We start from the raw sequence: 14,806 nt of genomic DNA on the forward strand, positions 1-14,806 counted from the left end.
ATGACCGTTGTTTCCGAGGCTTCGCAGGACCCGATCGTCTACCTGAACGGTGAGGTGGTGCCGTTGTCCGAGGCGCGCGTGCCGGTGCTCGATCGCGGTTTCATTTTCGGCGACGGCATCTACGAGGTCGCGCCGCTCTATGCACATGCGAGCGGCCGGCGCACCGCGTTTCGTTTGACGCAGCATCTGGCACGGCTCGCGCGCTCGGTCGGCAAGATCGGCATCGCCAATCCGTTCGACGACGCCGGCTGGCGCGAGCTGATCGAACGCGTGGTCGAGGCCAACGAGACGGACGGCGGCTTGCGAGCCGATCAGGACGCGATCGCGTATATCCAGGTCACGCGCGGCGTCGCGAAGCGTGGCCATGCGTTCCCGGCCGGCGTGAAGCCGACCGTGTTCGTGATGGTCACCGCACTGAGTCTGCCGAATGCGGCGCAGCGCGCGCACGGCGTGCGCTGTGTGAGCGCCGAGGATCGCCGCTGGCTCAATTGCGACATCAAGTCGGTGTCGCTACTCGGCAACGTGCTGATGGCGCAATACGCGGCCGAAAACGATGCGTTCGAGACGATCCAGTTCCGCGATGGTCTGCTGACCGAAGGGTCATCGTCGAATGTGTGGATCGTGAAGAACGGCGTGCTGGCGGCGCCGCCGCGCAGCAACAGGATTCTCGAAGGGATCCGCTACGGTCTGATCGAGGAGTTGACGGCCGAATGCGGGATCCGTTTCGAGGCGCGCGAAATTACCGAGGCTGAAGTGCGCGCGGCTGATGAAATCATCGTCAGCTCGGCCACCAAGGAAGTGTTGCCGGTCACGCGGCTCGACGACGAGCCGGTTGGCGAGGGCAAGCCGGGCGCGGTGTTTGCTGCGCTGTATGCGGCGTATCAGCGAGCCAAGGCCGGCGAGGCAGAAGAAGGAGTGGAAGAGAATGAATCCCGAGAACGACTCACTGTTTGAATTTCCCTGCGATTTCCCGATCAAGGTGATGGGCAAATCGCATCCCGAGTTTGAGGCGACGATCGTCGACGTGGTGCGGCAGTTCGATGGCGACGTCGACCCATCGCGCGTCGAAACCCGGCCGTCGAGCAGCGGCACCTACACCGGGCTGACCGTTACCGTGCGTGCGACGAGCCGCGCGCATCTCGACGATATCTATCGCGCGCTGACCGGCCATCCGATGGTCAAGGTCGTGCTGTAAAGCTGAAGCTAAAGCCGAAATCTCGGCACTTTCACGGCGTGACGCGCAACGCGTCCGCCGTCGTCCCTTCCGCCGCGAGGCGCGCACTCGCCGCCGGACCCGCCGCGCAGGCCAGATCGAAAAGCTGCCTGAAACGTCCCACCTCGTCGAACACCCAGTCGCGAAACGCTCTGACCCGCTCTGTTTCGAGCATCTGCTGCGGGCAGATGAAATAGTATTGCCACGGGCTCGGCCCATCCACATCGAAGAGCCGCACGAGCCGGCCCGCTGCGATTTCATGCATCGCGAGCGAGCGGCGCGTGAGCGCGACCCCTTGGCCGTCGACGGCCGCCTGCAACAGATTCGACGAGTCCTGATACAGCACGCCGCGCTTCGGCTCCGGCCACTCGGTGAGGCCGGCCGCGTCGAACCATGGGCGCCATAGTTCGTCATCGGAGCGCAGCAGCGGCACCTTGGCGAGATCGGCGGGCGTTTGCGGCAGCTTGCCGCCATTGAAGTCCGGCGCGCAGGCCGGAAAGAAGATCTCTTCGAGCAGCAGCTCCGCGTGCAGCCCCGGATATTTGCCGAAGCCGAAGCGGATCGCGACGTCGACGTCATCGCGCGCGAAGTCCGTCAGCGCATTGGTGGACAGCAGTTCGAGATCCCACTGCGGATGGGCCTCGATAAAGCTGCCGATGCGCGGCGTGACCCAGCGCGCCGCGAACGACGTCAACATCGATACGACGAGGCGGCGGTCGCGGTCGCCGGCGCGGATCGAGCGCGTCGCGTCGGCGAGTTGCAGCAGCGCGGCGCGCACCTGCGTCGCGTAGCGCCGGCCGGTTTCGGTGAGACGCACGCGCTTGCCGTCGCGCGCGAACAGCGACACGCCCAGTTCGGCCTCGAGCGCGCGAATCTGATGGCTGACGGCGCCGTGCGTGACGAACAGTTCGTCGGCGGCGCGCGAAAAGCTTTCGTGGCGGGCGGCGGCTTCGAACGCCTTGATCGCGTTCAAGGCCGGGAGTTGCCGGAGGTCCATGGCAATATTTCTCACATAGAGGTGAAAATTGATCGTTTTGCGTAAACCCTTGCCGCACCTACGATTCTAGCCATGAAACGATTTTTGGCGAGGGCATCATGCGAGAAATTTCCTCTAGCATTGCATATGAAATCCGCACGGGCGACACGTTGCCGCTGAAGGTCGCGCGCAGCACCAGGCTGACCGTGCGCGGCGGCGCGGTATGGGTTACGCGCAGCGACGATACGAAGGACTATTGGCTGCAGCCGGGCAACACGATGCGTCTGCGGCGCGGTGAACGGCTGTGGCTCAGCGCCGAGGGCGCCGCGGTCGCGAAGGTGACGTTCTCGGTGCCGACGCGCTGCGACGAACGCGCGCTGAACTGGCTCGCGCGCATCGGCGAGCGGTGGGTGATGCGGGTGCGCGGAGGCTGGCGCACGGTTTAAGCACCGCGCAAAGCCCCACACGGCGCGTGGATTCCCATATTTCGGTAAACTCCCGGGATCATGTGCGCCACCCCGGTTTCTCCGTCTCCACTGTCTTTACCCTCCATCGCGCCGCCGACGCTGCGCTGGCTCGGCCGCGAACCCTACGAGGCCAGTTTCGACGCGATGCGCGCATTCACCGACGCGCGCACCGCCGATACCCCAGACGAAATCTGGCTCGTCGAACACCCACCGGTTTTTACGCTAGGTCAGGCGGGCGATCCCGCCCACCTGCTCGCCGCCGATAGCGGCATCCCGCTCGTCAAGGTCGATCGAGGCGGGCAGATCACGTATCACGGGCCGGGCCAGGTGGTCGCGTATCTGCTGCTCGATCTGCGTCGACGCAAGCTGATGGTGCGCGAGATGGTCACGCGGATCGAGCAGGCCGTGATCGATACCCTGGCGGCGTATAATCTCGCCGGTGAACGCAAGGCCGGCGCCCCCGGCATCTACGTGGCGCCCGGGCCCGACAGCGGGCCTCATGCCGGCGCCAAGATCGCGGCGCTCGGTCTGAAAATCCGCAACGGCTGCAGTTATCACGGCGTGAGTCTGAACGTGAACATGGACCTGCAACCGTTTCTCGCAATCAATCCATGCGGCTACGCGGGGCTCGAAACAGTCGATATGGCGACGCTAGGCGTCACCGCCGGCTGGGACGACGTGGCCCGTACCCTGGCAGCACGCCTCACCGCAAACCTCGACGGCAATCCCGCGGCCGTCGCCCAACCGCAGGCCGGTGCGCTCACCGCCTGACTGGATCGAACGAATGACTGACGTTACCGCGAATTCCGCAGCTTCCCTCGCCACCGAAGGCGTGCCGGCCCCCGCCGCCTACGACGCCACCGCGAAGCAGAAAGCACAAGCCAAAACCGCCCGCATCCCGATCAAGGTCGTTCCGATTGAAAAGCTGAAGAAGCCGGACTGGATCCGCGTGAAAGCGGCCACCGGCAATTCGCGTTTCTACGAGATCAAGCAGATCCTGCGCGAACACAATCTGCACACGGTGTGCGAAGAGGCGAGCTGCCCGAATATCGGCGAATGCTTCGGCAAGGGCACCGCGACGTTCATGATCATGGGCGACAAGTGCACGCGCCGCTGCCCGTTCTGCGACGTCGGTCATGGCCGTCCCGATCCGCTCGATCCGGAAGAACCGGGCAACCTCGCGCGTACGATCGCCGCGCTGAAGCTGAAGTACGTGGTGATTACCAGCGTCGACCGTGACGATCTGCGTGACGGCGGTGCGGCCCACTTCGTCGAATGTATTCGTCAGACGCGCGAGCTGTCGCCGGAAACGCGCATCGAAATTCTCACGCCGGATTTCCGCGGCCGTCTCGACCGCGCGCTCGGCATCCTGAATGCCGCGCCGCCCGACGTGATGAACCACAACCTCGAAACGGTGCCGCGTCTGTACAAGGAAGCGCGTCCGGGTTCGGATTACGCGCATTCGCTGAAGCTGCTGAATGACTTCAAGGCGCTGCACCCGCACGTCGCGACGAAGTCCGGCCTGATGGTCGGCCTCGGCGAAACCGAAGAGGAAATCCTGCAAGTGATGCGCGATCTGCGCGAGCACGACGTCGATATGCTGACGATCGGCCAGTATCTGCAGCCGTCGGAGCACCATCTGCCGGTGCGCTCGTACGTGCATCCGGATACCTTCAAGATGTACGAGGAAGAAGCGTACAAGATGGGCTTCACGCACGCCGCGGTGGGCGCGATGGTCCGTTCGAGCTATCACGCCGACTTGCAGGCGCATGGAGCCGGCGTGGTCTGACGCGCTCGCGCATGGTTGCGCGCCGTAGCACATAGCAGTAGAAAGCCCGCCGATGCGCGGGCTTTTTCATGCGCGGATGTTTGGCGATTCATCGGAACGGCGATCAGGCGATCCAGCGCTCAGGCTCTCGCCGCGGCGCGCCCGGCGCGCGATACTACGCGCGGGCTCTCGCACAGGGCCTGCGCGCCAAGCCGACAAAGACGCCTTCGGCAACGCATCAGTAACACGTCACGAGCACACTGACCGCTCAATCAGAAAGGGATCGACACGTGGCACATGGGAACGATCGCGGACTATCCGCGCAATGGCCTTATCCGCAGCTGGTCGCGCATCGCTGCGGCGGCACGCTGGCGCCGGAAAACACGCTGGCCGGTTTCGACGCGTGCGTGCGTTATGGCTATCGGATGGTCGAATTCGACGCGAAGCTGTCCGCCGACAACGAACTCTTCCTGATGCACGACGACACGCTCGAGCGCACGACCAATGGGCACGGGTCGGGCGTCGCGCTTGGCTGGCCGGCATTGTCCCAGCTCGACGCCGGCGCCTGGCGCGGCGCGCAGTTCGCCGGCACGCGGCTGCCGACGCTCGCCGAAGTGGCCGGGCGGTGCGCGCGCGACGGTGTTGCGGCGAACATCGAGATCAAGCCGTTCACGGGCCGCGAGGTGATCACCGGCATGATGGTCGCCAATGGCGCGCGGGAGCTGTGGCAAGGTCAGACGCCGCCGCTGCTGTCGTCGTTTTCGTTCGACGCACTCGCCGCCGCGCGCGATGCCGCGCCATCGTTGCCGCGCGGCATGCTGTTCGAGCACGTGCCGGCAGACTGGCTGCGCATCGTGCGCGAACTGGATTGCGTGTCGCTGCACGCGAGCCATCTGCATCTGAGCGAGCCGCTGGTCGCGCATATTCGCGCGGAGGGCTTGCGGGTGCTTGCCTACACGGTCAACGACCCGGCGCGTGCGCAACTGCTCGCACAGTGGGGTGTCGACATGATCTGCACGGACCGCCTCGATCTGCTGACACACGACATGCTGCCGGCCGCGCCAGCAATCCCGTCCTGAGCGTTTAACGCAGAGCCTCCGCGCTGGCCGACAAGGGGCGAGGCCGGTCGCCACTACCTTAGCTACCCCCGCGCAAACCCCTACGGGTTTCCCCTCGGCTCCGCGCCTTGCGAATTCCGGATTCCCCGACACCCTTCGTCCGGATTTCCGGAATCCCGGACGGCGCGCGTCGTGCATCGCCGGAAAACCCATAAAAATCAAGGCTTCCATCCCGATGCATAACTGGCATCGACCTTGCAAATTAAAGCGCGCGGCCGCCACGGCCCGACAACTAAAGCAAGGAGACAACGATGTCCGATTTCCCGTCCCGGTATTTCTGAATTCGTCGTCTTGGTTGCCCTGATGCAGTGCGCCCGCGCGACGACGCTTCGTTCGCACGCCACGTACCGCGGCGGGTTATGAGTTCATCCACCTCGCAGGAATCATCGTGAAGAAACCTATCCATAAAGTGCTGTACGTCCAGGTGATCGTGGCGATCATCATCGGTATCGTGCTCGGCCATTTCTCGCCTGACTTCGCCATCGACATGAAGCCGCTCGGCGATGGCTTCATCAAACTGATCAAGATGGTGATCGGGCCGATCATCTTCTGTACGGTGGTCACCGGCATCGCCGGCATGGAGGACATGAAGAAGGTTGGGCGCGTCGGCGGTAAGGCGCTGCTGTACTTCGAGATCGTGTCCACGTTCGCGCTCGTGCTCGGCCTCGCCGCTACGCACCTGTTGCGCCCCGGCGTCGGCTTCAACGTCGATCCGGCCTCGCTCGACGGCCGCGCAGTCGCATCGTATGCGGCAAAGGCGCACGGCCAGAGCACGGTCGACTTCTTCATGCACATCATCCCGGACACGATTTCGTCGGCGTTCGCGCAAGGTGAAATCCTGCAGATCCTGCTGATCGCGCTGCTGTTCGGCGCGGTGCTGGCGACGGCCGGTGAGAAGGGCAAAGTCGTCACGAACTTCATCGAAGGCATTTCGCACGTGCTGTTCGGCATGGTGCGCATCATCACGAAGCTCGCGCCGATCGGCGCATTCGGCGCGATGGCCTTCACGATCGGCAAGTACGGCATCGGCTCGCTGCTGCCGATGCTCAAGCTGATCGGCACGTTCTATCTGACGTCGATCGTGTTCGTGGTGGTGGTGCTCGGCATCATCGCCCGCATGGTGGGCTTCAACATCCTGCGTTTCGTCGCGTACATCAAGGAAGAGATGCTGATCGTGCTCGGCACGAGCTCGTCGGAAGCCGCGCTGCCGCAACTGATGCTGAAGCTTGAAAAGCTCGGCTGCTCGCGCTCGGTGGTGGGCCTCGTGGTGCCGACCGGCTATTCGTTCAACCTCGACGGCACCAACATCTACATGACGATGGCCGTGCTGTTCATCGCCCAGGCGACCAACACCGACCTGACGTGGGGCCAGCAGCTGACGCTGCTCGCGGTGACGATGCTGACCTCGAAGGGCGCGAGTGGCGTGACCGGCGCGGGCTTCATCACGCTGGCCGCAACGCTTGCCGTGGTGCCGACGATTCCGCTGTCGGGCATGGTGCTGATTCTCGGCATCGACCGCTTCATGAGCGAGTGCCGCGCGCTGACCAACATCGTCGGCAACGGTGTCGCGACGGTCGTCGTGTCGGCGTGGGAGAAGGAACTCGACCGCAACAAGCTGAACTCGGTGCTGCGCGGCGATGTGGCCGTCAAAGAGCCGGCTGGCGTTTGAGCCGCGCGTAGGTTCACCACTGTTGTCGTAACGAGCGCGGACGCCTGATCATGAAACCGGCGTCCGCGCGCCCCGTTGGGGCCTCACCGATTCCTCCGGCGTCCGAGGCGTCTGTTTCGGCGCATTCCTCCGGCGAAACTCGCAGCCGGCCTGAGCCCGACGCCGCGTTTGCTTATGCCACAATGTCCGATCCTCATCGACCGGACCTTGCCAACGTGACGCGCCGCCTGCTGATCCTCTTCGTGCTCGCAGCCGGGCTCGTGGCGGCATGCTGGCTCACCTACAGCATCGCGTGGCGCAACGGCGTCGACATGCTGCGGCGCAACGCCGCGGTGCGTGCCGAGCGAACTGCGAGCGTGCTCAAGAGCACACTCGAACGCTACGAATCGCTGCCTTATCTGCTCGGCGAACATCCGATCGTGCAGGACGTGCTGATCGATCCCAGTCCGGATAACGTGAAGCGCGCCAATCTTTATCTCGAAGACCTGAACCGTCACGCGCGCGCGACGGTCACCTACATCATTTCCGCCGATGGCTATTGCGTCGCCGCCAGCAACTGGCGCGGGCCGGGCAGCTTCGTCGGCGCGGGCTATCAGTTCCGGCCGTATTTCGTCGACGCGATGAACGGCGGCGTGGGGCGATTTTTCGGCATCGGCACGATTTCGCAGGCGCCGGGCTATTACATTTCGCAGCCGGTGCGACGTGACGGCAAGATCGTCGGCGTGGCCGTCGTCAAACTCGATCTCGAATGGTTCCAGGGAGTGGATGCAGCGGAGCCGCTCGTCGTGACCGACGATCACGGGGTGATCTTTCTGTCGTCGGTGCCGGCATGGAAATATCACACGATCCGGCCGCTGCCCGGCCAGGTCGCCGATTCGATCTACCAGGCTCGCCAGTACGCGCAGCAGCCGATCGCGCCGTTGCCAGTGACGGTCGTGCGCGCGCTCGAAGGCAATGCGCAGATTCTGCGCATCGGCGGCGGGCGTTCCGCGCCGCGCTATCTGGCGTCGCGTCACGGCATGGGCGAGCCGGACTGGCATCTGATCACGATGTCGCCGGTCGATCCGGTCGATGCCGACGCGCGCAACGCGACCATCGTGACCGGCTTCGGCTACGTGTCACTGGTGCTGTTTGCGTTCTATTGGCGCATGCGTCGGGCGCGCGTGCGCGAGGTGATGCGCAGCCGCGCGCTGCTACAAAAGGCCTACGCGGAGTTGAACCAGCGCGTTGCCGAGCGCACCGCGGATCTGTCCGAAGCCAACGAGCAGTTGCACAAGGAAGTCGCCGAGCGCACACGCGCCGAGCAGGAGTTGCGCTCGGCGCACGACGAACTGATCCAGGCGAGCAAGCTTGCCGCGCTGGGGCAGATGGCGGCCGGCATCACGCATGAACTGAATCAGCCGCTCGCCGCGCTGCGCAGTTTCTCGGACAACACGCGCGTGCTGCTCGAACGCGGCGACCAGGCGTCGGCGCGCGAGAACCTCGAAGCGATCGCTGCGCTGACCGAGCGCATGGGCAAGATCACCAATCAGTTGAAACTGTTCGTGGGCCGGGCGCGGCCGCGCAGTGCGCGCGCGCCGATCGTGCGGGCGCTGCGTAACGTGGTCGGGTTGCTGCAGAAGCGTCTGCAAGGTGTCGAGCTTGAATTCGTGCTGACGGATATTGGAGCGCATGCCGGCGGTGATGCCGATGTTAGTGCGGCAGACGCTGCGCGCACGCCGTTGAATCTCGCCGACGATCATCCCGAACTGATCGCGCATTGCGACGACTTGCGGCTCGAACAGGTGCTGATCAATCTGCTCGGCAACGCGCTCGACGCGACCGCCGGCATGAGTCCGCCGCGCATCACGATCGAGGTCGAGGCCGCCGACGCGACCCTGTCGATCACCGTCGGCGACAACGGCCCCGGCATTGCCGACGACGTATTGCCTCGTCTGTTCGAGCCATTCTTTACGACAAAGGAAATGGGCCAGGGCCTCGGCCTCGGCCTCGCGATTTCGTCGTCGATCGCGCGCGATTGCGGCGGCTCGCTGATCGCGCGCAACGCGCCGGCTGGCGGCGCATTATTCGTTCTGACGCTGCGGCGCGCGCGCGTGCAAGCGTCCCCCTCGCCGGACCCGCTGACCGCGGGCTCCTGATTTCACCGGACTTCACCCGGAACACGCAATGAACGACGGCCTGCAAGTGCTGTATATCGAAGACGACGAACTGGTGCGGCGCGCCAGCGTGCAGAGCCTGCAACTGGCGGGCTTCGACGTGATCGGCCACGCGTCGGCGGAGTCGGCGGCCAGGACGATCAGCGCGGACTTCTCCGGCGTGATCGTCAGCGATATCCGCCTGCCCGGCGCGAGCGGTCTCGATCTGCTCGCGCAATGCCACGAACGCGCGCCTGACGTGCCGGTGATTCTGGTCACCGGTCACGGCGATATTTCGATGGCGGTGCAGGCGATGCGCGACGGCGCGTATGACTTCATCGAGAAGCCGTTCGCGTCGGAGCGGCTGATCGAAACCGTGCGGCGCGCGCTGGAGCGCCGCAAGCTGGTGCTCGAAAACCTCGCGCTGCGTCGCGAGCTGGCCGGACAGAGTACGGTGGCGCCGCGCATCATCGGCCGCAGTCCAGCGATCGAGCAGATCCGGCGGTTGATCGCGAACGTCGCGCCGACCGATGCATCGGTGCTGATCAACGGCGACACTGGCGCCGGCAAGGAGTTGATCGCGCGCAGTCTGCACGAACTGTCGCCGCGCCGCGACAAGCCGTTTATCGCGGTGAATTGCGGCGCGCTGCCCGAGCCAATGTTCGAATCCGAGATGTTCGGCTACGAGCCGGGCGCATTCACCGGCGCGGCGAAACGACGGATCGGCAAGCTCGAACATGCGTCGGGAGGCACGCTGTTTCTCGACGAGATCGAGAGCATGCCGCTCGCGTTGCAGGTGAAGCTGCTGCGCGTGTTGCAGGACGGCGTGCTGGAGCGGCTCGGCTCGAACCAGCCGATTCGCGTCAATTGCCGCATCGTCGCGGCGGCGAAGGGCGACATGGCTGAGCATGTCGCGGACGGCTCGTTTCGCCGCGATCTGCTGTACCGGCTCAACGTGGTGACGATCGCGCTGCCGCCGCTCGGCGAGCGCCGCGAGGACATCGTGCCGCTGTTCGAACATTTCCTGCTCGATGCGGCCGTGCGGTATCAGCGGCCGGCGCCGATTCTCACCGATCGCCAGCGCACGAATCTGATGAAGCGCGACTGGCCAGGCAATGTACGCGAGTTGCGCAATGCCGCCGACCGCTTCGTGCTCGGTATCGCCGAGGAACCCGTGCTGTCGTTCGACGACGATGGGACCGTGACCCAGCCGTTGAAGGAGCGGGTCGAGCAGTTCGAGCGCGCGATGATTGCCGAGGCGTTGGAGCAGGCGGGCGGCGTCGTGGCGGTCGCGGCGGATCGCTTGCAGCTCGGCAAGGCGACGCTCTACGAGAAGATCAAACGATATGGCCTGACGGCCAAAGGGGAAGGGGAGCGGTGAGGCGGGGAGCGCCGGCGGTGAAGCGGGGAACGCCGGCGGCTAAGGCTTGCGCCGGCGCGGATGAATCAGTTTCGCGTTGAAGCTTGCGTTGAATGCGTCGAATCAGGCCGACGTGCCTTTCAGTGCCTTGGCGAGCAACTGGTCGAGTTCCGCGAATTGCGGCTCGCCGACGTAGCGCTTCAGGATCTTGCCGTCCTTATCGACGACGAAGGTGGTCGGCGTGAGTTGCACGTTGCCGAACTGCTTGGCGGCCGAACCGTCGTCCATGGCGACCTTGAACGGCAACTGACGCGTTTGCGTGTAGTTGGTCACGTACATCGGCGCATCGTAGTTCATCGCAACCGCGACGAATTCGAGGCCCTGGCCTTTGAAGCGGTTATAGGTCTCGACCATCTTCGGCATTTCCTGCATGCAGGTGTCGCAGTTGGTCGCCCAGAAGTTGACCAGATAGACCTTGCCCTTGAGGTCCGCGGTCGTGATCTTCTTGCCCGACAGCAGCGTGAAGGTCGCGTCGGGCACACGTTGCTGACCGGCAAACGCAAAATAGCCGGCGATCGCGAGCGCGATGGCCACGGCGAATGCGATCAGGTAGCGAAGCGGATTCGTGCGCCGGGCGGCAGTGGACGGATTCGAGCTCATGAACGGAACCTCGGGAGTCGCGCGGGATGCGCGGAGCAATGGGTCGGCAATCGGGTGATGCTGAGACGGTGCTGGTTAGCCCGCCTATTGTAGCTCGATTGATGCTGTTGCGCCGCCACGGCAGATCGTCGGAAAGCCGCGTCAGCACTGGTTCGGCGGATAATAGCGCTTTACGTTCCTGTAAGCCCGATCTTTCGTCCTCATGCTCCGAACTGCCTTTGGCCCCCGCCGTTTGCTTGCCCGCGTTTCGTCCGGTCTTTCTTTGTTAAGTCGTTTGTTGGTCCGCTCACTGGGCCATTCGCCAGACGCCAGCCGGCCGGGCGATTCCGCCAGTTCCGCCGGCGTTCAGCAACATTCGCCGCGCGCGCGAACGTTGCTCGGGACCGCGTTCGGCGCGCTCGCATTCGGCATCGCGCTCAGCGCTTGCTCGCCGACCTTCGACTGGCGCACCGTGATGAACAACGACAACGGCTACACCGTCGATTTCCCGGCCAAGCCGAGCAACGACCAGCGCGCGATGCAGATCAACGGGACGCCGATGCAGATGGCGATGCAGACGGCCGAGGCCGGCCACGCGGTGTTCGCGGTCGGCACCGTGATGCTGCCGGACGACAGCGACGCGACCCAGCGCGCCGCGCTCGATTTCCTGCGCGCCGGGCTCGCGCGCAACGTCGGCGCGGCGCCCGATGCACACCCGGTGCAAATCCCGCTCGCCGCGGGCGGCAAGACGCCGGGCCTCGAGATGAAGGTCAGCGGCGCGGCCGGCGCGAAGCACGAAACCCGCACCGTCTATGTGCGGCTCGTCGCGCACGGGCGGCACGCCTACCAGGCGGCGATCATCGCCGATCAGCCTTTGCCGCAGGACCAGGTCGACCAGTTTTTTTCGTCGTTCCAGCTGTATTGAAGGCGGTATTTTTGGCCAGTGAAACGCGCGCGCTGACCTCGCCCACAGTCAAAGTTTTTTCGCAGGTTTGCGCGCTAATTCCCGGTTTACGTTGAGGTTTTTGAGTTACTCGCCGCGCCTGTGGATAACTCTGTTGAGAACTCGGCTTCATTTGCTCGAAAAGCCCGGCCGGTGGGCTTTGCGTCAGGATTCTCAGGCGCGATGCGTTTTAAAAAGCTCAATAAAATCAAAGCCTTTTTGAGACACCCGTTACTGTGTCTTTCAGATGTTTCCAAATTTGTCAGGATCGCGAACGTGTGTATAAGTCAAGTCTTGACAGTAGATTTTTCTCCTCATAACGAGCCAAAAACGCGGCGGTATTGAATCGCTTCGGCGATCTGCGCGGCGCTCGGCATCGCCGCTCCGGCAAGGTCGGCGATAGTCCGCGCGACCTTCAGCACGCGGTAGTAAGCCCGCGCCGACCAGCCGAACCGCTCACCGGCTTCACGCAGCAGCGCTTCGCCCGCCGCATCCGGGCGACAGACGTCGTCCACTTCCCGCCCGCCCAGCTCCCGGTTGGTTTTGCCTTGCCGAAGCCGTTGCCGCTCGCGTGCGGCGCTCACTCGCTGCGCGATGGCCGCACTGGCTTCGCCCGTCGTCGCGGTCCGGGCTGCGAGTTCGGCGGGCGTTAGCGCCGGAATTTCGAGTTGAATATCGATCCGGTCGAGCAGCGGCCCGGACAGCTTGCGCAGATAGCGCGCCGCGATCTCCGGCGTGCAACGGCAACGTCCACCCGGATCGCCGCGCCAGCCGCATGGGCACGGATTCATCGCGGCGATCAGTTGGCATGCGGCTGGGAAATCGGCTTGCAGCGCGGCGCGCGAAATCGTGATGCGACCCGCTTCGAGTGGCTCGCGTAGCGTTTCGAGAACCACGCGATCGAATTCGGGCAATTCGTCGAGAAACAGCACGCCAAGATGCGCGAGCGTGATTTCTCCCGGTTGCGGCGGATTGCGCCCGCCGACCAGCGCCGCCGCGCTCGACGAGTGATGCGGCGCGCGAAATGGCCGCTGCCGCCACTGCGACGGTTTGAAGCCGACCCGGCTCGCGGACAGCAGCGCCGCGGAGGCGAGCGCTTCGTCATCGGTCATCGGTGGCAGCAGGCTGGGCAGGCGCGCGGCCAGCATCGACTTGCCGGCGCCGGGCGGTCCGATCAGCAGCACATGATGGCCGCCTGCCGCGGCCACTTCCAGCGCGCGGCGGGCGGCGCGCTGACCGATGACGTCGGCCATGTCGGGCGCGTGCACGGCTTGGTCGCCCAGCTCCGGTGCTTCGACCGGGGTGAGGCGCGCATCGGCTTCGCCCGTCAGGTGCGCGCACAGCGACGGCAGGTCGGCCGCACCATAGACGTCGACGCCGGGCACGAGCGCCGCTTCGGTCGCACTGGCGACGGGTAGATAAAGCTGAGGGACGCGCGAGGGTTGCTCGGCCGTTTCTCCGCCAGGCAGAGGCGACATCGGAGAGCAATGAGATGGTGCATCGGTGCCGGTATCACTATCGCCGGCCGCCATGCCGCCGCGCGCGGTTCCGCATGCCATCGCGAACGCGCCGCGCATCGGCCGCAGCGCGCCGGTCAGCGACAGCTCCCCGGCAAACTCGCGATGCAGCAACGACTCGGCGGGAATCTGCCCACTCGCGGCGAGGATGCCGAGCGCGATCGGCAGATCGAAGCGGCCGGATTCTTTCGGCAGATCGGCGGGCGCCAGGTTGACGGTAATGCGTCGCACCGGGAAATCGAAGCCGCAGTTCTGCAGCGCTGCGCGCACGCGCTCGCGGCTTTCGCGCACTTCCAGATCCGGAAGGCCGACGATCGAAAAGGAGGGTAGTCCGTTGGCGAGGTGAACCTCGACGGTTACTTCGGGCGCGCGGCCAGAGGCCGGCGCGCGACTGCGCACCACGGCAAGCGACATGTTTTCTCCCGTCGGACGGCGCGCTCGAACTGAGCGCGAATCCCCTAAAACGCTGATGACGTCACGGCCCGCTTGCCGATGATGTGCAGCACGACGCAGCGCAGCGGCTGCGTGCAGGGATTACGGCGTCTGGGTGAGCGGCAGCTTCTGTTCGAGTTCGGCGACGCGGCGCTCCAGTTCCTCCAGGCGCGCGCGCGTGCGCACGAGCACCTGAGTCTGCGTATCGAATTCGTCGCGCGTGACCAGATCGAGCTTCGAGAAGCCTTGCGACAGCATCGCCTTGACGTTGCGCTCGACATCCTTGGCGGGCGAGTTCTTGAACAGATCGCTGACGCGCGCCTGGAAGTCGTTAAAAACGTCGTTCGGTTGTTTCATGGTGTTCCCCTTGGTGCACAAAAAATGTGCATGTTTCGTTACGTCCGTGCCCCGTTGCGGCGAATGAGCGATCCTGGTGCGCCGTATTTCGCCGCGCGTGGCCGCATGAGCGCGCTTGGTGCACGCTCGGTGCGCGCCGCCGCGTTCAGAACCTTCGAACACTCTAGCAACGATCACTATGCCGCGCCACCGCCGGCCGCGTCGCTGGCCGT

At 64.8% G+C, this 14,806-nt stretch carries 14 protein-coding genes; 10 read left to right on the forward strand and 4 right to left on the reverse strand.

Features of this window, described 5'->3' with window-relative positions; translation table 11 throughout:
* On the forward strand, positions 1-954 hold the full coding sequence (locus L0U82_RS01545; RefSeq protein WP_233828028.1) for a D-amino acid aminotransferase: 954 nt from the start codon (positions 1-3) through the stop codon (positions 952-954).
* On the forward strand, positions 926-1,195 hold the full coding sequence (locus tag L0U82_RS01550) for a DUF493 family protein (protein ID WP_233828029.1): 270 nt from the start codon (positions 926-928) through the stop codon (positions 1,193-1,195). Before L0U82_RS01545 ends, L0U82_RS01550 begins: the two co-directional genes overlap by 29 nt.
* A gap of 31 nt (positions 1,196-1,226) precedes the next feature.
* On the opposite strand, the gene L0U82_RS01555 is transcribed toward L0U82_RS01550, so the two are convergent.
* Positions 1,227-2,210, reverse strand: coding sequence for a transcriptional regulator GcvA (locus tag L0U82_RS01555; RefSeq protein ID WP_233828030.1), 984 nt, complete (start codon positions 2,208-2,210; stop codon positions 1,227-1,229).
* Positions 2,211-2,308: 98 nt separating this feature from the next.
* Between L0U82_RS01555 and L0U82_RS01560 the strand changes: the two genes are divergently transcribed.
* The 7 genes from L0U82_RS01560 (at position 2,309) to L0U82_RS01590 (ending at position 10,727) form a co-directional block, all read left to right on the forward strand.
* A complete protein-coding gene (locus tag L0U82_RS01560) occupies positions 2,309-2,635 on the forward strand; it encodes a DUF2917 domain-containing protein (RefSeq protein ID WP_233828031.1) in 327 nt (108 codons plus the stop codon).
* Between the two features lie 60 nt (positions 2,636-2,695).
* Positions 2,696-3,427, forward strand: coding sequence for a lipoyl(octanoyl) transferase LipB (gene lipB / locus L0U82_RS01565; protein ID WP_233828032.1), 732 nt, complete (start codon positions 2,696-2,698; stop codon positions 3,425-3,427).
* Between the two features lie 13 nt (positions 3,428-3,440).
* A complete protein-coding gene (gene lipA / locus L0U82_RS01570; protein WP_233828033.1) occupies positions 3,441-4,445 on the forward strand; it encodes a lipoyl synthase in 1,005 nt (334 codons plus the stop codon).
* Positions 4,446-4,714: 269 nt separating this feature from the next.
* Complete coding sequence (ugpQ, locus tag L0U82_RS01575) at positions 4,715-5,503, forward strand: glycerophosphodiester phosphodiesterase (protein ID WP_233828034.1); 789 nt, start codon at positions 4,715-4,717, stop codon at positions 5,501-5,503.
* A gap of 427 nt (positions 5,504-5,930) precedes the next feature.
* Entirely contained in the window at positions 5,931-7,211 is a 1,281-nt protein-coding gene (locus tag L0U82_RS01580) for a dicarboxylate/amino acid:cation symporter (RefSeq protein WP_233828035.1), read from the forward strand.
* A gap of 50 nt (positions 7,212-7,261) precedes the next feature.
* Positions 7,262-9,349: a sensor histidine kinase gene (locus L0U82_RS01585; protein WP_233828036.1), complete on the forward strand. Its 2,088-nt coding sequence runs from the start codon at positions 7,262-7,264 to the stop codon at positions 9,347-9,349.
* 28 nt (positions 9,350-9,377) lie between these two features.
* Positions 9,378-10,727 (forward strand): sigma-54-dependent transcriptional regulator, encoded by a 1,350-nt coding sequence (locus L0U82_RS01590; protein ID WP_233828038.1) that lies wholly within the window; start codon positions 9,378-9,380, stop codon positions 10,725-10,727.
* 102 nt (positions 10,728-10,829) lie between these two features.
* Here the strand turns inward: L0U82_RS01590 and L0U82_RS01595 are convergent, their stop codons facing one another.
* Entirely contained in the window at positions 10,830-11,366 is a 537-nt protein-coding gene (locus L0U82_RS01595) for a TlpA family protein disulfide reductase (protein ID WP_233828039.1), read from the reverse strand.
* A gap of 202 nt (positions 11,367-11,568) precedes the next feature.
* On the opposite strand from L0U82_RS01595, the gene L0U82_RS01600 reads away from it, so the two are divergent.
* Positions 11,569-12,270, forward strand: a complete 702-nt coding sequence (locus L0U82_RS01600; protein ID WP_442793591.1) for a hypothetical protein — start codon at positions 11,569-11,571, stop codon at positions 12,268-12,270.
* A gap of 332 nt (positions 12,271-12,602) precedes the next feature.
* Here L0U82_RS01600 and L0U82_RS01605 read toward each other — a convergent pair whose 3' ends face one another.
* Positions 12,603-14,219, reverse strand: a complete 1,617-nt coding sequence (locus tag L0U82_RS01605) for a YifB family Mg chelatase-like AAA ATPase (protein WP_233828041.1) — start codon at positions 14,217-14,219, stop codon at positions 12,603-12,605.
* A 120-nt stretch (positions 14,220-14,339) separates the two neighbouring features.
* Positions 14,340-14,594: an accessory factor UbiK family protein gene (locus tag L0U82_RS01610; protein WP_233828042.1), complete on the reverse strand. Its 255-nt coding sequence runs from the start codon at positions 14,592-14,594 to the stop codon at positions 14,340-14,342.
* Positions 14,595-14,806: the final 212 nt, after the last annotated feature.

It is taken from the genome of Paraburkholderia sp. ZP32-5, assembly GCF_021390495.1.
Lineage (GTDB): Bacteria > Pseudomonadota > Gammaproteobacteria > Burkholderiales > Burkholderiaceae > Paraburkholderia.